The following is a 21,127-nucleotide window of genomic DNA, read 5'->3' on the forward strand; positions in this document are numbered from 1 at the left end:
CAGCGGGGATGTTCATTTCCTCTGCGATTTCCGGTAATGTCTTTGTTTGTTCTTGAACGTATTTTACTGCTTGTTTCTTAAAATCTTCATTATATCGTTGGCGTTGCTCTCCCATGGGCGGACCCCTCCTATTCGTTAAGTCTATTATTGGGGTCACTTAACGATGTGTCCACTTCTAATTCTAGCCCCAGATAAGACCCTGTAGTTCCACTCGTCGAGGAAATATGTACGATATCCCCGAAATAGAGGACGCCAGTTCCCTTATGATCTGCCCTAGCGGAATTCTCCGCTAGTCTTTCTATGTCTGGTGAGGTGGAAGGTTGCAGAATGTTGAGTAGAACGGTTGGGTCGTGGAAGGTAGGTAAAGTAGCTTGATTTATTGTGCAAGAGCCTCTCTCTGCAAAGGTTAGAGGGAATTTGCCGTCCTCCCAATGAATTTGGCCAAATAGTGAACAGTAGTTCCCTTAACTTAAGGGAAATGTGCTTTTTCAATGAAATAACGGACCCTAGTTCCCTGAAAGCCCTTCTAGCCAAAAAAAGCGAGACCACATTGGTCCCGCTCCTCTCAACTATTTGCTTCGCACTTCAAAAATCGCGAATTTCAAGTAATGCCCCTCATCCACACCGAGAATGCGCGGATGGTCCATGCCCGCTCCGCGGAATTCAACTAAACGCAGGATCTTGCCTGCATCCGTCGCCGCCGCATGAATCGTCTCCAGGAAAAGCTCCGGATGCATGTGGTACGAGCAGCTCGCCGTCACAAGGTACCCGCCTTCATTCACAAGCTTCATCCCGTGCAGGTTAATATCTTTGTAGCCGCGGCATGCGCCTTCAACTGCGCTTTTCGTTTTGGCAAAAGCAGGCGGATCGAGAATGACTACATCCCAAGTCCTGCCGCCTTCAGGAACCGGCTTGGATGTATCAATCTTTTTCCCTTGTGCGCCGCTGCCGGCGTTGGCTCGCACTTTCCGTTCATCCAAACCTCTGACTTGGGTCCGTAAGTACTCAAAAGCATCTGCGACTACGAACTCGACACGGTCTTGGAAACCGTTCAAACCAACATTTGTTCTCGCGCTCTCAATGGCATGCTCGGAAATGTCCAGGCAGGTCACTTTTTTCGCGCCGAATTTACAAGCATTGAGAGTAAAGCTGCCGGTATGGGAGAAGCACTCCAGTACTGAGGCGCCGTCCCAGAAAGGGAATGTCACGACTTTGCCGTTCGCATTGACAGGCAATGTTTGCATGGCTCCCTCATGTTCGACTTCACGAAGTTCGATACCACTTCGATGGCCCCAACCTGTCATCAACGGAGCGATGGCTGCGCGATTTTCTCGTTGGTCGAAGAAATAACCGGTTTTCTGGCCTTCTTCGATGTCTACCCGGATGCGCAGACCATTTTCAAGAATGTCCACATGTTTGGGACACTCACCGTATAATAAGCCTTTGGTTTGCTCCAGACCTTCCAACTCACGGATCGAGACGTCACTGCGCTCATAGATGCCTGCCGGCTTAACAACCTGAACCAGTGCATCAACAATCTGCTCACGGCAGCGATCCATACCCAGCGTAAGAATCTGTACAACAAGCGTATCTTCGAACTTATCTACAATTAACCCCGGTAAAAAGTCCGCTTCACCATAGACCAACCGATAAGATTTTGCCTCTTTTACGAAGCGGCTGCGATGCTGCAAGCAACGTGTGAACCGTTCCACAAAAAAGTCTGTCGTCATGGCTTCGAGTGGCTTGTAAGATACAATTCGGACCGTAATTTGCGAAGCTTCATTGTAATAACCCGTCGCTAAATACTGGCCCAGATGTGTCTGCACCGGAACAAGCTGTCCCGGCACAACTTCTCCGTCTACGCGCTCAATTTCACTTTTGTACACCCATGGGTGACCTTGCTCTAAACGAGGTTTACGTTTCTTATGTAAAAATACTGCTGCCATATATCAATTAGCCGTCCTTTGTGTGATACCGTTCCGTCTCTCTTTGGTGCTTGTCATGCTTGTCTGTACGGTCACATATATTGAGTGATAATGAAAAGTTCATTTGCGAGGGAGAATGCTATGATGATGAATACCATAATCCTACCTGTGATTGCAGGGTTAGTTTTATTTCTCTTCGGCATGAAGCTCATGGAAACAGCGCTTCAATCGTGGGCCGGCCCCCGCCTCCAGCTGTGGCTGGAGCGGTTTACCCAGACGCCGGTGCGCGGCCTCGTCACCGGCACCGTGCTCACGGCGGCGCTGCAAAGCAGCACCGCCATAACGGTCATCGCCATCGGCCTTGTCGGCGCCGGCGTCTTGACCTTCCCGAGAACGCTCGGCGTCATTCTCGGCACCAACATCGGCACTTGCCTCACCACCGAGCTGATCGGACTCAGCCTCGGGGGGATCGGTGTGCCGATCCTGCTTGTGAGCGCCGCCATCTGGATGGCGAGCTGGCTGGCCGGCCCCTTGCCGCCATCAGCGGCGCGAGGGCAAGAACCAGCCGACTCTGCCGGCGGGCGCGAATGGCTGCGCAGCGTCCGCTACGGAGCGCTGGCGGTGGCGGGCTTCTCTCTCGTGCTGCTCGGCATCGAGATCATGCAAACGATCGGTCCTGCGCTGCAGTCCCGCGGGCTCTTCGCTTGGTTTGTCACCGAAGCCAAGCAAAGCTTGCTGTGGGGCATCATCGCCGGCGCCGCCGTTACGGCTCTGGTGCACAGCAGCGCAGCGGTTATCGCGATGGCCATGGGCCTCGCCGCGATTCAAGGCATCCCCGTCGAGCTGGGCATTGCCATCACAATCGGCGCCAATGTCGGCACCTGTGTGACGGCATTGATCGCCGGAATGAGCTCCTCACGCGCCGGGCGATACGTCGCCTGGTCGCATATCCTGCTCAACGTCGGAGGCGCGATCCTCTTTTACCCCTTCATCCATCAGCTTGTCAGCCTTTCGGCACTGATCGCGGATGACGCATCGGCGCAAATTGCTCGTTCGCAGACGATTTTCAATGTCGTCTGTTCGATGATCGCCTTACCTTTTTGCTATCTTAATATGTGGAAGCGCCTTGAGTTCCGTTCACAATAGCTACACCTGAGCTAGTGCCTAAACGAGTTGCACCGGCTTCGATCATCGCAACCGCTGCTTGCAGATCTCTTACGCCGCCCGATGCTTTGACGCCAATCGTATCTGATACGTTTGCGCGCATAAGACGTACATCTTCTACTGTCGCACCGCCAGGACCAAATCCTGTGGATGTTTTGACAAAATGAGCGCCAGCTTCTTCCGAAAGCTTGCAAGCCATTATTTTTTGCTCATCGTTCAAAAAGCCGGTTTCCATAATCACTTTAACAATCGCTTTTCCTTTGACAGCATCCACGACTTGCTTAATATCCGAACGAACGGCATCATATTGACCTTCTAGAAGCAGACCAATCGGAAGCACGGTATCGATTTCAGCAGCACCGTTTTCTACTGCCTTCGCAGCTTCAAATGCTTTTACTTCGCTCAAGCTTGCTCCAAGCGGGAAACCCACAACCGCTGCAACTTTCACGCCGGTACCTTCTAGCGCCTTGCTAGCTACGCCAACAAACTGAGAGTTCACGCACACGCTGAAAAATTGGTGCTGAGCCGCCTCTTCACACAGTTTGTGAATAGATGCCGTACTCGCATCTGGCTTCAAAAGGGTATGATCGATATATTTGGCAATTTCTTTCGCATTTAAAGTCATTAGAAACACCTCATCCTATTTATTGTGCAGCCTTGCTGCTAATAGAGAAAACCTCTATCGCGGCCATCTCAGGAAGCGACCGCGCTTAGAGGTAAATGTTAACGTCTAAACATTTGACTTACAAATTTACAACAGCTGCTGTTTCCAACACTCGAACCAATTGGCCCTTGCTTTCATTCACGCCTGCTTCCGTCACTTTCACACGGCAAACTTGGCCGATCATGTCTTCCGAACCTTGGAAAACAAGCTGTACATAGTTATCCGAGTAGCCCATATACAAACCGCTGTCAGGTGCTCCTTTGTAAGCTCGTTCCGGAATTACTTCCAGTACTTGACCTACAAACTGCTGTGCATAAGCTAACTGCATTTTCTCAGAAAGATCGATCAGCTCATGAACGCGCGTATTTTTGACTTCCTCATCCACTTGATCTTCCATCCGCGCCGCTGGTGTACCTGTCCGCTTGGAATAAGGGAAGACGTGCATCTCAGAGAATTTCATGCGTTCCATGAATTCTACGCCATTGCGGAACATTTCCTCAGTCTCACCTGGGAAGCCCACAATTACGTCCGTCGTAATAGCTACATCCGGCATAATCTCATGCAGACGCTCAATTTTGCTGGCGAATTCAGCTGTCGTATATTTTCTGCGCATGCGCGCTAGTACACGATCATCACCGGCCTGCAAAGGAATATGCAGATGACGGCACATTTTGTCCGAGGATTTCAATACTTCAATGACCTCATCCGTAATTTGACTAGCTTCGATTGAAGAAATCCGAATACGTTTCAAACCTTCGACTTTGTCCAAATCCCAAAGCAATTTAGCCAAGCTGTAATCCTCAATATCTTCGCCATATCCGCCGGTATGAATACCCGTCAGGACAATTTCCTGATAGCCGGCAGCCACTAATTGCTCCGCTTGGGCAATAACGCTTTGCGGCTCACGACTGCGCATTAGCCCGCGGGACCATGGAATGATACAAAACGTACAGAAGTTGTTGCAGCCCTCTTGAATTTTCAGAAAAGCTCTCGTCCGATCGGCAAAATCAGGCACATCCAGTTCTTCAAACTGACGTGTTTTCATGATGTTGCGAACCGCATTAATCGGTTGGCGATCCGTTTCAAATTGTTTCACAATCGGAATAATTTTGTCACGGTCCTGTGTCCCGATTACCATATCGACACCTGGGATCGCCATGATCTCCGCCGGAGAAGTTTGCGCATAACAGCCTGTTACGGCAACAATCGCCTCTGGATTGCGACGAATCGCACGGCGAATCATTTGACGGCTCTTTTTATCCCCCGTATTCGTTACCGTACAAGTATTGATCACGTAAACGTCTGCCGTTTGCTCGAAATCGACCTGTTCGTATCCCTCATTTTTGAAAAGCTGCCATATGGCCTCTGTATCATAGAAATTAACTTTACATCCTAATGTATGAAACGCTACCGTTGCCATAACGCTTATCCTCCCATCTCTCCGGTTTCATAGAAAAGACACGTAAGACCTACCATCGCAGCAGTCTCCGTGCGTAAAATACGAGCCCCTAGCGATACAGAACGGAACCCGGCCTCTTCGGCCTGCTTGATTTCTTGTTCCGTAAATCCGCCTTCCGGCCCCACTGCAATAACGACTTTGCTTCCTTGTCCCAATTTACCCGCGGCGAGCGCTTCCTGGATGGCTGGCTTCAATTGCTGACCATCTTCTTTTTCATAGCAGATCCATGCTGCATCCGCTTCTTTGGCCTGCTGAAGCAGCTGCTTCCACGAATAAACGGCTTCTACCTGCGGCACACGATTGCGATGTGCTTGCTCAGCGGCTTCTTTGGCAATCTTCTGCCAACGTTCCGTCCGCTTCGCTTCCTTCTTAGCGTCGTATTGCACAATCGTACGCTCTGATAAAAAAGGAAGAAACCGGGCTGCCCCGATCTCGGTCCCTTTTTGAATAATCGTTTCCATCTTATCACCTTTGGGCAGGCTCTGAGCAATCCAGACCTGAACCGCTGACTCAGCGTTCATCGGCAGTTCCTCCACGATTTCCGCGGTGACTAGCCCCTTATCTAACTGAGAAATCCGCACGAGCACTTCGCGATCCAATCCATTGCTGCAAATCACCTTGTCGCCGATGTCTGCTCGCATCACGCGCATCAGATGATGTGCGTCGTCTCCCTCAATGGTGACAGTCTGATTGTCAAGGTGAAACTGCTCGGGCGGGAGAAAATAACGCTGCATAGTCCAAGCCTCTCTATCTTCGTTCATTTCCATGTCAATTGGATTCCTAGGTCAATCTTCCACTCACCATCATACCTTTTTTGAATCAGAAAAGCTACAAAGGGATGAAACTGGCAGCTACAAACCAAGAATGAACGCGATTGGCCTGGAAAATAGATCTATGATATTTTTCCCTAACCCTAAATAAGGATCTAATGTCACCTGACGCAGCGGTCGAACGAATACAACAAGCAGGAAAATGACCGATGCCCACTGCTCGAACTTTTGCAAAGACTCCGAGTATCGCAAATCCACGAGATCTTGAATGATACGGTATCCATCGAGCGGCGGAATTGGAATAAGGTTAAACAAGAACAAAGTCAAATTCGTGTTCACCATTAATTTTAAAAAGATTAGAATTGCACTGGCGCTTCCCGTTGACATGCCTTCGAGCCAGCCGTATTTCTGGAAGAGCGCAAATACAAATAAACTGATAAATGCAAGAATCAAGTTGCTTATCGGCCCTGCCGCGGTAACGATAATCCCCATTAAACGGGGGCTTTTGAAATTCCCGCGGTTGACAGGGACCGGTTTCGCCCAACCGAACCCGGCAATGAGCAGCATAATGGTCCCGAAAAGATCCAAATGCACCATCGGGTTCAAGGAAACCCTGCCGAATTGATAAGCCGTAGAATCTCCTAATTTATAAGCGCTATACGCGTGTGCGAATTCATGAATGGTAAATGAAAGCACGAGGACCAGAATAACGAAAGGCAGCGTACTCCAGTCATAAAACAATAATCCTCCCATGGATGAACACCTACAGCTTTCTAGCTACGATTACAACCCAATTCGAATCATAGTTTTTCTCTACAATTGTAAATTTGGCAGCAACCAGCGCTTTTTCGACGAGCTCTTCCTTAGCGGTAATAATACCGGACGTTATGTAATAGCCACCTTGCTGCAGAACTTCATAAACATCATCAACGAAAGTAACAATAACCTCTGCCAAAATGTTAGCTACAACCAGCTGCACAGGAATCGTGACGCCAAGCTTGTCAGCGCCTTCTGTTTCGCTTTCTTTCAAAACACCAAGCAAATCACTCAATTTCACTGTAATGTTAGACTCGAGCCCATTCTGTTTCGTATTATCCTCAGCACTAGTCACAGCAACAGGATCTAAATCCACTGCTAAAACATGCTTAGCCCCGAGCTTGGCAGCTGCAACGGACAAAATTCCGGAACCCGTTCCAACATCAATGACATCATCCCCTGGCTTAAGCACCTTCTCCAGCGTTTTCAAGCAAAGTGACGTTGTCGCGTGTGTGCCTGTTCCGAACGCCATGCCAGGATCAAGCTCCAGAATCAGTTCACCAGGTGAAGCCGTGTACTCTTCCCATGTCGGTTTAATCGTTAGACGGTCCGTGATGCGAATCGGTTTGAAATACTGTTTCCAAGCGTGCGCCCAATCCTCGTCATCCACTTCTCTAACTTCATAAGTTGGATTGCCCGTATCAATGTCGTATTCGCTTAGTTGTTCGACCGATGCCTTTAAATTCGCCATAACCGGCTCCATGTCCGTCCCATGGTAGAAATAGCCTTTGATCACAGCTCTTCCTTCCGGAATATCGTTAAAAGGCGTTTCATACAGCTGGCCAAATGACGTATCCCGCTCTTTGTTTAGTGTCCCTGATTCTTCAATAGAGACGCCCCCAGCGCCTAATTCATGAACAAAGTTCGTAATCATTTCTATTGCTTCTTCTGTCGTATGTACGGTTAATTCCTGCCAAAGCATCGGTCGTGCTCCTCCTATCGGTTATCACCTTCGCGAAAATAAGCCCATCAGGGCTATTTTCACAAGGATCATTGTACTACACTTCGCTTCTTGGGTAAAATAACCTGAATGTAAGCGCTATATTTTTTTATTTTCTTAATAATCTCCTAATACATTTGTGGTACATTTAATAACAGGTGAACAACAGTTATCAATGGTCATTACCTCACTTATACTATCCTAGAATGGAGTCTTCGCATGGTAAGAACTTTCCTCATTTTTCTTATTATTGTTGGGCTGGAACTCACAGCACCTTTTGCCAGTGCCACCCTGCTGGCTGATAACTACAGCCAAGTGACCGCTCACCGCGGCAGCTCCAAGAAAGCGCCCGAGAATACGCTGAGCGCGTTCCGTCAAGCCATTGCAGATAAAGCTGGATTCGCCGAACTAGACGTGCAAGAAACGTCGGACGGAGTCGTTATGCTCATGCATGATGACAGTGCTCAACGCACGACGGGCATCAACAAAAACATGTGGGAAGTCACCTCATCTGAGCTCAAATCTGCCAGTGCCGGCAATTGGTTCAGCCCAAAGTTTAAAAGTGACCGCGTCCCTACCCTCGATGAAGTGATCGAGCTGGCCAAGGACCGGATCAAGCTAAATATAGAGTTGAAAAATAATGGGCATGGTGTACAACTCGCTCAGAAGACGGTTGATATCATTGGTGCTCATGAGTTTGAAAAGCAATGCACCGTCACATCCTTTGATACCGGTTTACTTCACACCGTAAAAAAAATGAATCCTCGCATTAAAACGGGGCTTATTATAAGCCAGAAATCAGAAACTTCCTCACTTTGGGAAAGTCAAGATTACGACGTCGTCTCTGCGGCCTACCCGCTAGTCAACGATGAATTCATGAGAGAAGCCGCATCGCACAACAAAGAAGTTTACGCTTGGACGGTCAACGACAAACCGATGATGAAGCGTATGCTTGCACTCGGAGTCACAAGCATTATTACGGACGCTCCCGATCAGCTCATTCGTTTGATGAACGTCCATAATTAACTTAACTTTTTTACAAAAATATAAAAGCATCGATTACTCGCGTATTACACGGGTAACGATGCTTTTGTTCGTTTATATGGAACCGCCGGCGTTCTCAATAACACGGCATGCTTGATCGTACACAGAGTCGTCAATGACTGCAGCCAGGATGATATCCAGGCCAACTGACTTCATATCCCCGTCTACGCTAAACATACCATCCGCCATTGCAGATTCAAAGCCGCGTCCAATCTCATTATTGAACCGGTCCACCTGAACTTCGGCAGCTCTTAGCGCTTTAAGCTTGGCTGCCGCACCTTCGGCTTGCTCAGGAGAATGGAAATAAGCAAGGATTGCTTTTTCCGCCATGTTAATTCTCTTCCTGTCTATGATCCGCAGCTTTCGCCCGTTCGGCCGCCTCGAAATCGTCCCGATCGGCAACCTCAGCCGAAAATTCTACATCCTCGTTTTTGGCAACTGGTAAATGACTTTGCTTTTCTTGGTTTTGCTTCGCACTCATCGTTGAACCTCCTAAAAGCTATCATAGTAAAATCCAGTTTTTAGTTTGCCAAAACGAGTCTTTATTATACGAAACAGCCTATTCCTTTATTTTCTCGAAAGAAGCATCATAGAGCCGAAACATCGTCTTATAGCCCGATTCATCCAGTTTCACACCTACATCCAGCTTGCCTGTGATGAGCAGCGGCCCCGAAGTGTATCGAAGTTTGACATCATCCGGCACAAATACGATCATAATTTTATTCCAATAGGTTTCATCCCCATTATCAAAAGGACATTCTGCTCCCGGTTTTGGTATGAGCAGGAACCAATGTTTTTCAAAGGAGAGTACTTCACCCATGAAACCTTTGATTTGTACGGTTTTACCACTCGTATCCCAGAAGCGATCCGAAGGGGTATCCTGCTTCTCATTATCAAAAAACTGATCCCAGTTTATTTCGTTGGAAGCTGCTGACGGTGATGACTTTACGGTTTTGCTTGGTTCCGTGGCCGCAGGCTTCGGTTGCGGGCTGGAGGAAGGCGCAGCATCCGTTTTGACATTCGTTGCATCAACTTGTGGAGGTGCGCTTTGCACAGCTTTAGGTGGCTCCGATACTTTCGGAGTTGGAAGCGGTGTAGGCTGTGTTTCTTTAACGGTTGTTGTCGCTACAGGTTCTGCAGTAGGCTTTGGAGATTCGGAGGGAACTGCTTTGTCCAGTGTAATAGAAGAGACCGGCTGTGCACTTGCAGTTGGAAGTGGAGAAGGCACAGAGCTTTCGATCGTGGTCTGATCTATACTGCCGAACGTTTGACCTGCGGTATCCATTTTCTTTTGACCGCATCCTGAAACGAGTATGACGACAGCCAAAACAGACGTGAACAGCATTTTTCTCATTTTCATCACCTCAGACTTCATGACTTGAATAATTGCAATGGATCTACACGATAGGCCTGCAATGCCGGGCCTGCTGAAGCAAGAATACCAATTCCTAATGTTCCTGCAATTAACAACCATTCTCCCTGCATGAACTGAAAAGATTGCAGCTGCAAACCTGTATATTCGAATACAGCTTCGCGGCTTAAATAACCGCCGAGATGGCCTGCCAGTATGCCCAAAACAAGGCCGATCACTGTCAGCAATAATCCTTCTCCAATCAGCGAGGACCAAATGAATCCTTTGGATTTTCCAATTAAACGCAGTAGAGCGACGTCTTTCTTCCGTTCATTCACGGCTGCGACAAGCGAAAGAAGGATGGTGCCTGCGGCAAGCAAAATGCAGATGATCGTTACAACCGTTAGCGCCCCGGTTCCTTTATCGATGACGTTCACAACATCAGCAACTGCTTTGCTTGTATAAATCGCTTGAACATTGTTCATTTGACCGTATTTCGTTTTGATCGATTGTGCACCTAGCAGCGTCTTCGGCTTGATCAGAATGGAGGTAACTTCCCGATGTTCAGCATCCTGCCCTTCATGCACAGCCCAAGCGTAATCCAATGTCGTAAAAACAGCTCGATCATCGGAAGTGAATAATGGCGGTAAGATACCAACTACGGTATATGTAAAATTATGATGATGCTCTTCTTCAGCGGAATCACCTTCGTGATCTTCGCCTTCCGCTTCTTCCAGCCCTTTGATCAAGCCATGCGCGCCTTGGAATTTATCTCCGATATGAAGCCCTAGCGAGCTCGCAATGTGAGATCCAACTATGGTCTCGCCAAGCTTCCCATACATTTTCCCTTCCGCCATCTGCTTCTCTGTTCCATAGCGGGAAGCAAAATAGCCGGGTTCAATCCCTACGATAGGAAATCCGTTATAGTTATCTCCCGTCGTCATCGCATAGGCGCGATCAACGGACTCATCCTTTTGAAGCTCGCTAAGCAGTGTAAACGGTACATTTCCTGTAGGAGCGCCTACATGATAATAAGTGTTCAAAGCAAGCTGCGTCGCGCTGCCTTTGGCACCGATCGTTACCTCGAAGGGACCGTAGCCCTTCTCAGCCCCCTGCTCAAGCCCTTCGCTGCAAAGCAGTAAAAACACAACCAAAGCTGCCGTAATCGTTACAGATAAAATGGTTAGCAGTGAGAGTGTTTTTCGGTGAAGCATATTTCTCCAGACTAAAGCCACTAATCTCATACGGCATTTCTCCTCGATAGCTCATTAATTTCACCTATATGAACACGTGTCGGGTACATTTCCGCCAAATGCAAATCGTGAGTAACGGTAACGAGCGTGAGTTTCTCCATCTCACAAATGTTCAGCAATAGCGACATGACCTCGCCAGCTGTTTCCCAGTCTAAACTGCCTGTAGGCTCATCGGCCAGCACAAGCTGCGGCTTAGTCAGGATGGCACGAATAATGGCCGCTCTCTGCTGCTGCCCTCTCGATAGCTCATTAGGCATATGATGCTGGCGATCCTTCAAGCCGACTCTCTCAAACCAGTCGTCAAGCTGGTCTTTCGTCTGTTTCTTCGACCAGGTATCTGGGACAATGAGCTCGACGTTTTGCCTGGCGGTCAATGACGAAATTAAATGAAAATCTTGAAAAATATAACCGACATGCTCCGCACGGAAACGGTCTCTTTTACTTTGTGAAAACGTATGCAGCGGTAAGCCGTTCACACGTATTTCCCCTTCGTCCGGAACCATAACACCGCTGAGCAAGTGCAGCAGCGTGCTTTTACCGCTTCCGCTCGGGCCGAGCAAAGCAATGCGTTCCCCTTGCGCAATGCTCCACGAAGGAACACTTAGGATCTGCAGCTTTTGCCCATGCATCGTGAAAGACTTTGAAATATTGTTCAACTCAATCATAGCTGTCCTCCAAATTCATAGGTCCAAGATAGGAAAAGAGGACAAGGGAAGCGTGATCCCCTGTCCTTTCTTTGCCTTTGCTTTTAGTTTTTCACGATGCGCTCGTTGAAGGAATCCCATGTCATCGTTTTGCCAGTCAGCTTATTGAATGCTTCCAGCGGCAGGTATAGCTTGCCATTGTCCACATTGCCAACAAGTGTGCTTTCACTGCCATTTTCCGTAATAGCGCCAGTTTCAACTAGTACGGACAACTTTTGGTTGTCTTTGGAAAGTGTTACGGATTTCGTTGCTTCATCCCAAACCACTTGGATGTCTAATGCTTCAGCAAGCGATTTCGCCGTAAACAATGTTTTGTTATCGCGAGTTACTTTGAACAATGGGTACAAGTACTTATCTTGCAGTTCTTTTGTTGCTGCAGCCAGATCAGCGCCAATTACTTTTGCACCGCTTTTTGCAATGTCCGTATTATCGATGTCGCCTTTAACCAAAGAAGCGATCGGTCCGTACGCCCATACCCCAACGTCTACGGCAGTATGTCCATGTCCCGTCCAGCCAACAGCTAAGCGTTTGGATACAACAGCGTTGTAACCTCCAGCGCGTCCATAAGAAGAGCCGTCACCTTTCAAAATCAATGCAACTTCCTCGTCAGACAAATCGGTGAAACCAATGTTGTCAGCAACGATTTTACGAACATCATCAGCTGTTTGAGCTGCTTTCAAGATCGCATCCAAATACTCGTAGGAGTGCTTCTCCTTATTAAACAAATCTACATTCAATTCGTACACATTGTTAATCCCCAAGGACAAACCGCCTGTTTCATGGTCAGCCGAGACAACAACGGAAGTATTCCCATCTTTTTTCGCGAAATCAACCAATGTTTTGAATGTTGCATCCAGCTCCAGCATTTCTTGAACGTTGGCTGGCAGATCGTTCGCGTGACCCGCGTGATCGATACGTCCTTGTTCAACCAATAGTACGAAACCATCTTTATTTTGGGATAAAATATCAAGTGCTTTTTGCGTCATTTGCGGCAAGCTAGGTGTGCTCGCATCACGATCCAGTACGTATGGAATTTCGTTCATTGCGAAAAGTCCAAGCGCATGGTCAGCTGTAGCTGGAATTGCATCTAAACCAGCTTTATCAAACGCTGTTTTGAAGCCTTTTGCTTCATAGTCAGGAATAATATTTTTGTCAGTACGTTTTCCTTTATCGTCTTTTGTTACAAAGTTCGTTTTACCGCCACCGAAGATAACATTTACTCCGCTAGCTAAGTATTGAGAAGCAATTGCGTTTTGGTTACCGCGTTGACGAACGTGGGATGCCCATACCGCAGGCGTTGCTCCAGTAATATTGTCTGTGGATACAAGTCCAGTAGCTTTGCCTTGTTTCATTGCTGCTTCGATAATCGATCCATATGGTTTGGCTACATCGCCGTTAGACACGCTGATTGCATTATTGTATGTTTTGTTACCTGTCGAGAAGGCCGTAGCAGCTGCAGCGGAGTCAGTTACAGCACCGGATTCCGACGTGTATGGACCTGCTTGCGAGTATGTAGTTGCTTTACCAACGTAGTATCCGCCATCAAGCTCTAAGCGGTCTTTATTTAAAAACTTTTTGGAGTAGTATCTTGCTGCCGTCACTTCAGCCGGACCCATGCCGTCACCGATCAGTACGATCAGGTTTTTGGATTGCGGTTGCTCCGCTGGAACGGTAGTCGGAGTTGTTTCAGCAGCTGATGCTACGCCTGCTACGTTTAAGGCCAGTAAGGAAATTGCTAGACCGGAACCCATGATTTGTTTCAAGCTTTTTTTCAAGGTGTATTCCCTCCAAATATAAAGTATCTCACGTCATCTAGCATAACTTTCATAGATTAAGAGGAAGTTATCGTTACGTATTCGCTATGTAAAAGATTTCATATACTGTTAGCTGAATGTAAACAACCTGTGAACGTGCACCCTGCAGCCAAACAAAAAACACTCCACTTGGCCTTTTCAACAGATCAAAATCTGTGAAAACGTCAAGGGAGTGTTCTGGTTCTTATAGAAAAATATGAATTTAGTCGCCCAAAAAGGCTCTTTTCATACGTTCAAAAATCGATTGGTTCTGCTCATGTGTATGTTCACCGGTTTGTTTACCGAATTGGCGCAGCAAATCCTTCTGATCTTCGCTCAAGTTCGTAGGCGTTACCACAATCACTTTCACGTGTTGGTCACCTTGACCAAAGCCACGTAAGTGCGGAACCCCTTTTCCTTTTAAGCGGAAATACGTATCGGTTTGCGTGCCAGCCGGAATTTTGAGCTTCACTTTCTCTGTCAGTGTCGGGATTTCAATCTCATCCCCAAGTGCTGCTTGCATAAAGGTAAGTGGCACTTCGCAATAGACATCATTGCCTTCACGCTCAAAGAATTCATGGGACTTCACGCGAATGACTACGTAAAGATCACCGGATGGGCCTCCACGAGTTCCGCCTTCTCCTTCGCCTGATACGCGAAGTTGTGCGCCGTCGTCCACACCAGCTGGAATCTTGATGTGAATGGTGCGTTGTTTTTTCACTTTTCCTGCGCCATGGCATGTTCCGCATTTTTCTTTGATGATTTTACCGGAGCCATTACATTGCGTACATACGCGGCGATTCACAATGCGCCCGAACGCCGTATTTTGTACAACTTCTTGCTGACCGCTGCCGTGACAGCCGCCGCAAGTTTCCGGCTTCGTTCCTGGCTTTGCGCCAGAGCCGTTACATGTATCGCAATTTTCAGTTCGCGGAATATGAATATCGGTTTCTTTACCGAAAATCGCTTCCTTAAACTCAATTGTCATTGTATATTGCAAATCGTTTCCGCGCTGCGGCGCATTCGGGTTACGACGGTTACCACCGCCACCGCCAAAGAACATATCAAAAATATCGCCAAAGCCGCCACTGAAGTCTTGGCCGCCCATCCCTTGGTTCGGATCAACATGACCAAACTGGTCATATTGGGCTTTCTTCTGACTATCGCTAAGCACATCATAAGCGTCTTTTGCTTCTTTGAATTTATCTTCCGCATCCGCAGCTTTATTCACGTCAGGGTGATACTGACGCGCCATTTTACGGTAAGCCTTTTTGATGTCTTCTTGCGAAGCATCCTTGCCGACCCCAAGCACCTCGTAATAATCACGTTTACTCATTGTTCCACTCCCATGTTCAAGACTACAAACGGAAAGTCAAAGCCACGGGGAACCCCCTTGGCTTTGACTCATTCGTTTCTACACATCCAGCATTACTATAGGATATGTTTATTTTTTTGGTTCGTCAACCACTTCGTAGTCCGCGTCAACAACATTTTCTCTGCCTTTAGGAGCTTCGCCTGCGCCTCCGCCTGCTGCACCGTCATCAGGTCCTTGCGCTGCGGAAGCTTGCTCATACAGCTTCACAGAAAGTTGTTGGATCACTTCTGTAAGCTCTGCCGTTGCCGCTTTGATCGTTTCAAGATCGTTGCCAGTTAGAGCAGCTGTTACTTTCTCTTTGGCAGCATTTGCTTTATCGATCTCGCCTTGGTCTACTTTGTCGCCAAGATCTTTGATCGTTTTGTCAACGGAGTAAACAAGTTGATCGGCTTCGTTGCGAGCTTCTACAAGCTCTTTACGAGCGCGGTCTTCTTCAGCGTGAGCTTCCGCGTCTTTGACCATTTGTTCAACTTCCGCATCGCTTAAGCCGCTGGAAGAAGTGATTGTGATTTTTTGGCTTTTGCCAGTTCCTTTATCCAAAGCGGACACGTTCACGATACCATTGGCATCGATATCGAAGCTAACTTCGATTTGCGGAACGCCGCGAGGAGCCGGAGGAATATCACCAAGCATGAAACGGCCCAGTGTTTTGTTGCCGCTAGCCATGGAGCGCTCACCTTGAAGCACGTGAATCTCTACGCTAGTTTGGTTATCTGCATAAGTGGAGTACACTTGTGATTTCGTTGTTGGGATCGTCGTATTGCGATCGATCATTTTCGTGAACACGCCGCCTGCAGTTTCGATACCAAGGGAAAGTGGTGTTACGTCAAGAAGAACTACGTCTTTTACTTCACCAGTTAATACACCAGCTTGAACTGCTGCACCTAGAGCAACAACTTCATCCGGGTTAACGCCTTTGTGAGGCTCTTTACCTGTCAATTTTTTGATCGCTTCAACTACCGCAGGAATACGAGTGGATCCGCCGACAAGAACAACTTTGTCGATTTGGCTAGTGGAAAGCCCGGAATCCTGCAAAGCTTGACGAGTTGGTCCAAGCGTTCTTTCTACCAAGTGAGCGGAAAGTTCTTCGAACTTCGCACGAGTAAGGGTTAACTCCAAGTGCTGCGGTACGCCGTCAGCAACTGTAATGAACGGTAGGGAAACCGTTGTTGTCAGTACGCCGGAAAGCTCTTTTTTCGCTTTTTCAGCAGCATCTTTCAGACGTTGAACCGCTGCTTTATCTTTGCTAAGATCAATACCTTGCTCTTTTTTGAATTCGGATACGAGGTAATCGATAACGACTTGGTCAAAGTCATCCCCACCAAGTTTGTTATCTCCGCTAGTCGCTTTAACTTCGAAGAAGCCATCGCCCAGTTCAAGGATGGAAACGTCAAACGTACCGCCCCCAAGGTCATAAACCAGAATCGTTTGGTCTTCTGTTTTCTCCAAACCGTAAGCAAGTGCTGCAGCTGTCGGCTCATTGACGATACGAAGTACTTCAAGACCGGCAATTTTACCAGCATCTTTCGTTGCTTGGCGTTGGCTGTCGTTGAAATAAGCTGGAACTGTGATAACCGCTTGTGTTACCGTTTGGCCCAGGTAAGCTTCCGCGTCGGATTTCAGTTTTTGCAAGATGATCGCAGAGATCTCTTGTGGTGTGTAATCTTTGCCATCAATGTTTTCTTTGTGATTTGTACCCATGTAACGTTTGATGGAAATAACCGTTTTGTCCGGGTTTGTGATCGCTTGACGTTTTGCTGTTTCACCAACTACACGCTCGCCATCTTTCTTGAAACCTACAACGGACGGCGTCGTACGGTTACCTTCCGGGTTAGGAATTACGACGGCTTCTCCGCCTTCCATAACAGCTACGCAAGAGTTTGTAGTACCTAAGTCAATACCAATAACTTTACTCATGTTAAAGCTTCCTCCTTTTGCTCCTAGGGAACATTTGAATAGATTGAGATATTTTTAATTTCTAAAATGATAAGATCTAAACGCTAACTTTCACCATCGCTGGTCGGATAACTTTGTCTTTAAGAATGTAGCCTTTTTGCAGCTCCTCAACGACAATGCCTTCCTCGTACTCGTCAGACTCCACTTGCATGACAGCTTGGTGGAATTCCGGGTTGAACGGCTGACCAACAGCTTCGATCGGCTTCAATCCTTCAGCCGTCAGCAGTTGATCCATTCCGCGGTACGTCATTTCCAAACCTTTTGCCAATGCGTCGAAATCTTTTGTCTCTTTGCTTGACGCTAACGCGCGATCGAAGTTGTCTACAATCGGCAAAAGCTGCTCAATCAATTTAAGTGAAGCATATTTAGCAAAGTCTTCCTTCTCCGCTCTAGCACGGCGGCGGAAGTTGTCGAAGTCCGCTTGAACGCGCAATAAACGCTGGTAGTTTTCTTCGGCTTGCACACGCACCTTCTCTAGTTCACTCGCTTCTGCAGAAGCTTCAGCTTGAGTATCTTGAGCTGCCGCATCTTCCTGGTTTTCAGCGGTTTGCTCATTGTCGGTTGCGTATGTAGTGTTCACGTCTTGCTCTTCTGTTTTGTTATCAGTACTCAATTGTCCTTCACCTCCTCAACATAATACAACAAAATTTCGTTATCGTCAGTTTGCCCAGCTTTACTCTTCTTCAAAAGGCTGCTTCATCTTAATCACGGTATGAATACGCAGTACAGCGGCAGCAACCTCTCCTGCAGCCTGCAACGCGTGAATTTTCACATCTGCGGGGTCTACAATGCCGGCTTCGACGAAATCCGTAACCTGACCGGTGTCGCAATCAATTCCGAGGCTGTCGGTTTCCAGCGCGATCTGCGCCGCTTTCAGCTCTTCAACCTTCTCAAGCGGATTATAACCCGCGTTGACAACGATCTGAGCCAGCGGCTTGCGCAGTGCTCCCGCGACAGCGGCCACACCGAAGCCCTCCATGCCCTTCATCGTCTCGCGGACACGTTCCAGATCATGCGCCACCGCCATCTCCGCCGCGCCGCCTCCGGGCAAGTACCCGCCGCGTACGGCGGCTTGCACGGCCGAAGCGGCATCCTTGGCGATGCGCGAGCGCTCATGCGCCGCTTCGCGCGTCGCCGCGCCGACGATCACGGTCACGTGCTGTTCACCGTGACCCGCCGCTACGCGTACGCGCCCCAGGCGCTCGTCGTACGCGGCATAACCCGCGCGGCCTAGCGCCGCGTCAAGCTCCGGCGCGCTCTTACGCAGCGCCGTGCGACGCACCGGCCTAGCGCCGGTGTGCTCGCTGAGGTGCTGCAAGTCCCTGCGGGACAAGCGCTGCAGCACGATGATGCCATGGTCGGAGCAGAACTGTTCCGCCTCGGGGTCAACCCCGCGGTCGGAGGCGATGAGTCCGACCCCAAGCTCCAGCAGCGACGCAAGGTTGCTGCGGAAAAGCTCTCTCAGCTGCATGTACCGTTGGAAGCCTGCCTCGGTGACCAGCGATTCCTCGCTGACCGCCTCAGGCTCCAAGGCATCATGCAGAACAAGAATGCGGGCATCTCGCCGCTCTTGGTCGAGATGCAGGTTCATCGGCTTCTGGTTCAACAGAATGCCGGTCCAGACCTCGCTGCTCGCCTCTTCATGGGCGATCACGCTGTCAGCGAAGCGATAGCCGTCTTCGCGAAGCTTCGCCTCGCCGACCGCTTCGGCGGCTTGAACGATGAGCCTCGCGATATCCGTCTGCTCTCGGCCTGCCGTGATCGCGATGCGCTTCAGCGCCTCATCGTTTAGCCCCGTGATCGCGCGGCTTCGGCGCTCCAGGCTTTCTACCGCCAGCTCGATGCCTTGCAGCATCCCGCTGACGACCTTGGCAACCGGTACGCCGCGCGTTACTTGCGCGACACCTTCCTGCACCAGCGCCCCGGCAAGAACCGTCGCTGTCGTTGTGCCGTCGCCAATTTGTCGCTGCTGGCTCCGCGCGACTTGAATCATCAATCTGGCTGCGGGATGGGAGACGTCCATTTTCTCTAAAATGGTAACTCCATCATTGGTGATGATGACATCACCCTGTCCGCCAACCAGCATAGTATCCAGCCCCTTAGGGCCCAGTGTGCCCTCAACCGCGGAACAAATAGCCCTAACGGCGGCTGCATTATTAACTAATGTAGAGTAGCGTTCTTCGCCCTCGCTGTGTCCTGTCTTGATACCGCTCATTTGCCGTACCAACGTCCCAGCACGTCTTCCATTTGCTTCGATAAATGATTCATTAAACTAATGACCCTGCCGTACTCCATTCGCGTTGGCCCCAAGATGCCTATAGTACCCAGAGGCTGACCGCCAATCGAATAGGAGGCCGTAATCAAACTGCAATTATTTATAGCTTCAATACTATTTTCAGCACCGATTTTGATCTCCATGCCTTCATTTGTCGGAGTAAACAATTTGATAAGTGTAGGTGCTTCTTCCAATAGATCAAAAATGCTTTTAACCTTGTCAACATCTTTAAATTCAGGCTGTGTCAGCATGTTGGTCATACCGCTAAGAAACACGCGATCCTTCTCATCACTTTGCAGCACACTTTCCACAACCGAAAGAAGCTCCTGGTAACCATTCACATATTTGCCCAGCTCGCTCGCAACTTCATTATAAAGTCGGGATTTAAACTGGATCAGCGGCACATTCTGCAATTTGGCATTCAGAATATTGACAACCTTCTCGATGTCGGACATGCGAATACCATCAGGAATCGTAATCGTTTTGTTCTCCACATGCCCTGTATTCATAACGATGATGGCAACAGCAGTCGTCTCAGTTAGTGGGATGATCTGCAAATGCTTCAGCGTCGTACTGAATACCTCAGGCCCGAGCACAATCGATGTATAATTCGTCAAGGAGGACAGTACACCGGCGACATGCTGGATAACGCCTTCCATCTCTTGAATGCGCTGAGCAAAAGTGCCCTTCATTGAATTCAAATCATTCTCATGCAAAGTCCCATGCTGGAGCAGATGATCGACATAGTAACGATAACCTTTGTGCGAGGGTATACGGCCTGCGGACGTATGGGGCTGCTCCAAGTAACCCATCTCTTCGAGATCGGACATTTCGTTACGAATCGTTGCCGGGCTAAATCCGACATTGCCTCGTTTCGAAATACTTCTTGAACCAATTGGCTCTGCTGAACGAACATAATCATCTATGATAGCACTTAAAATCATGCGTTGCCGATCCGTCAACATCAAGTACCCCTCCTCTTCACAATCGTTCTATGATCACTTTCGTTAGCACTCGTATTTAGTGAGTGCTAAATCCTAATACAAAAATAACAGACCCTAAGGTCTGTTGTCAAGTCAATCCAATCGTTTGAGTACCGCGATTTCATCGCAGCAATACTGTTTTTTGCAATGCATACAATCTTTCCAAACCTTCTCCGGAAAAATCTCTTTTGGTACAAGGGTAAAACCATTTTTTTGAAAAAAAGCAACTTCATACGTTAGCGCCATTACTTTCACAATGCCTTGGCTTCTTGCTTCTTCAACCAAGAAATCAACAAGCTTGCCGCCAATTCCTTGCCCTTTGAAGCCTGGCGTCATACCTAGCGAGCGAATCTCGACAAGATCTGGTCCAAGCCTTGTAAGGGAGCCGCAGCCTATTAACGTACCATCATGCTCGGCAACGACGAAAGAGTCAATTTGCTCCTCCAGCATTTCCTTGGTACGCGGCAGCATAATGCCCTGCTTCGCATAGCCTTGTATAATTTCATAAAGCTTCTCGATATCGATGATCGATGCTTTCCTAACGGACACTGTAGTTGATGAATTCACTGTCATCCCACCAATCGCAACAAAAATGCACAAAACCCACGCTAGCGTCCTCACAGCCAAACTGCTGTAACGCTTGTGGATTCATGTA

General features: G+C 48.4%; 20 protein-coding genes. 2 read left to right on the plus strand and 18 right to left on the minus strand.

Annotated elements, in window-relative coordinates:
• Positions 1-569 precede the first annotated feature (569 nt).
• Positions 570-1,946: a class I SAM-dependent rRNA methyltransferase gene (locus RQP52_RS13945; protein ID WP_315952245.1), complete on the minus strand. Its 1,377-nt coding sequence runs from the start codon at positions 1,944-1,946 to the stop codon at positions 570-572.
• Positions 1,947-2,093: 147 nt separating this feature from the next.
• Here RQP52_RS13945 and RQP52_RS13950 point away from each other — a divergent pair, with 147 nt between their 5' ends.
• The gene (locus RQP52_RS13950) at positions 2,094-3,071 is read left to right on the plus strand and encodes a Na/Pi cotransporter family protein (protein ID WP_315952246.1); all 978 of its coding nucleotides are present in this window, start codon (positions 2,094-2,096) and stop codon (positions 3,069-3,071) included.
• Here RQP52_RS13950 and deoC read toward each other — a convergent pair.
• The 5 genes from deoC to prmA all read right to left on the minus strand — a co-directional run bounded on the left by deoC (position 3,034) and on the right by prmA (position 7,720).
• The gene (gene deoC, locus RQP52_RS13955) at positions 3,034-3,714 is read right to left on the minus strand and encodes a deoxyribose-phosphate aldolase (protein ID WP_315952247.1); all 681 of its coding nucleotides are present in this window, start codon (positions 3,712-3,714) and stop codon (positions 3,034-3,036) included. The genes RQP52_RS13950 and deoC overlap by 38 nt on opposite strands.
• Before the next feature lie 118 nt (positions 3,715-3,832).
• Complete coding sequence (gene mtaB, locus RQP52_RS13960) at positions 3,833-5,173, minus strand: tRNA (N(6)-L-threonylcarbamoyladenosine(37)-C(2))-methylthiotransferase MtaB (RefSeq protein ID WP_315952248.1); 1,341 nt, start codon at positions 5,171-5,173, stop codon at positions 3,833-3,835.
• 5 nt (positions 5,174-5,178) lie between these two features.
• Complete coding sequence (locus RQP52_RS13965) at positions 5,179-5,946, minus strand: 16S rRNA (uracil(1498)-N(3))-methyltransferase (RefSeq protein ID WP_315952765.1); 768 nt, start codon at positions 5,944-5,946, stop codon at positions 5,179-5,181.
• A 117-nt stretch (positions 5,947-6,063) separates the two neighbouring features.
• Positions 6,064-6,735, minus strand: coding sequence for a site-2 protease family protein (locus RQP52_RS13970; protein WP_315952249.1), 672 nt, complete (start codon positions 6,733-6,735; stop codon positions 6,064-6,066).
• A 10-nt stretch (positions 6,736-6,745) separates the two neighbouring features.
• Positions 6,746-7,720 (minus strand): 50S ribosomal protein L11 methyltransferase, encoded by a 975-nt coding sequence (gene prmA / locus RQP52_RS13975; protein ID WP_315952250.1) that lies wholly within the window; start codon positions 7,718-7,720, stop codon positions 6,746-6,748.
• 237 nt (positions 7,721-7,957) lie between these two features.
• Here prmA and RQP52_RS13980 point away from each other — a divergent pair, with 237 nt between their 5' ends.
• A complete protein-coding gene (locus RQP52_RS13980; RefSeq protein WP_315952251.1) occupies positions 7,958-8,764 on the plus strand; it encodes a glycerophosphodiester phosphodiesterase in 807 nt (268 codons plus the stop codon).
• 72 nt (positions 8,765-8,836) lie between these two features.
• On the opposite strand, the gene RQP52_RS13985 is transcribed toward RQP52_RS13980, so the two are convergent.
• The 12 genes from RQP52_RS13985 to RQP52_RS14040 all read right to left on the minus strand — a co-directional run bounded on the left by RQP52_RS13985 (position 8,837) and on the right by RQP52_RS14040 (position 21,045).
• On the minus strand, positions 8,837-9,112 hold the full coding sequence (locus RQP52_RS13985; RefSeq protein ID WP_315952252.1) for a hypothetical protein: 276 nt from the start codon (positions 9,110-9,112) through the stop codon (positions 8,837-8,839).
• 1 nt (position 9,113) lies between these two features.
• Complete coding sequence (locus tag RQP52_RS13990; protein ID WP_315952253.1) at positions 9,114-9,263, minus strand: YfhD family protein; 150 nt, start codon at positions 9,261-9,263, stop codon at positions 9,114-9,116.
• Between the two features lie 78 nt (positions 9,264-9,341).
• On the minus strand, positions 9,342-10,136 hold the full coding sequence (locus RQP52_RS13995; RefSeq protein WP_315952254.1) for a hypothetical protein: 795 nt from the start codon (positions 10,134-10,136) through the stop codon (positions 9,342-9,344).
• 17 nt (positions 10,137-10,153) lie between these two features.
• Positions 10,154-11,377: an ABC transporter permease gene (locus tag RQP52_RS14000; protein ID WP_315952255.1), complete on the minus strand. Its 1,224-nt coding sequence runs from the start codon at positions 11,375-11,377 to the stop codon at positions 10,154-10,156.
• Positions 11,374-12,051, minus strand: a complete 678-nt coding sequence (locus tag RQP52_RS14005; protein WP_315952256.1) for an ABC transporter ATP-binding protein — start codon at positions 12,049-12,051, stop codon at positions 11,374-11,376. Before RQP52_RS14005 ends, RQP52_RS14000 begins: the two co-directional genes overlap by 4 nt.
• 83 nt (positions 12,052-12,134) lie before the next feature.
• Positions 12,135-13,865, minus strand: a complete 1,731-nt coding sequence (locus tag RQP52_RS14010; RefSeq protein WP_315952257.1) for an alkaline phosphatase — start codon at positions 13,863-13,865, stop codon at positions 12,135-12,137.
• Positions 13,866-14,106: 241 nt separating this feature from the next.
• The gene (dnaJ, locus tag RQP52_RS14015; RefSeq protein ID WP_315952258.1) at positions 14,107-15,219 is read right to left on the minus strand and encodes a molecular chaperone DnaJ; all 1,113 of its coding nucleotides are present in this window, start codon (positions 15,217-15,219) and stop codon (positions 14,107-14,109) included.
• Between the two features lie 108 nt (positions 15,220-15,327).
• Positions 15,328-17,175: a molecular chaperone DnaK gene (gene dnaK, locus RQP52_RS14020; protein ID WP_315952259.1), complete on the minus strand. Its 1,848-nt coding sequence runs from the start codon at positions 17,173-17,175 to the stop codon at positions 15,328-15,330.
• Between the two features lie 76 nt (positions 17,176-17,251).
• A complete protein-coding gene (gene grpE / locus RQP52_RS14025) occupies positions 17,252-17,827 on the minus strand; it encodes a nucleotide exchange factor GrpE (protein ID WP_315952260.1) in 576 nt (191 codons plus the stop codon).
• Between the two features lie 60 nt (positions 17,828-17,887).
• Positions 17,888-19,429 carry a TCP-1/cpn60 chaperonin family protein gene (locus tag RQP52_RS14030; protein WP_315952261.1) on the minus strand — a complete coding sequence of 514 codons (1,542 nt, stop codon included), beginning with the start codon at positions 19,427-19,429 and terminating at the stop codon, positions 17,888-17,890.
• Positions 19,426-20,454, minus strand: a complete 1,029-nt coding sequence (gene hrcA / locus RQP52_RS14035; protein WP_127449825.1) for a heat-inducible transcriptional repressor HrcA — start codon at positions 20,452-20,454, stop codon at positions 19,426-19,428. The genes RQP52_RS14030 and hrcA overlap by 4 nt, the downstream gene beginning before the upstream one ends.
• 111 nt (positions 20,455-20,565) lie before the next feature.
• Complete coding sequence (locus RQP52_RS14040; protein WP_315952766.1) at positions 20,566-21,045, minus strand: N-acetyltransferase; 480 nt, start codon at positions 21,043-21,045, stop codon at positions 20,566-20,568.
• Positions 21,046-21,127: the final 82 nt, after the last annotated feature.

It is taken from the genome of Paenibacillus violae (assembly GCF_032461945.1).
Taxonomy (GTDB): Bacteria; Bacillota; Bacilli; order Paenibacillales; family NBRC-103111; genus Paenibacillus_E; species Paenibacillus_E violae.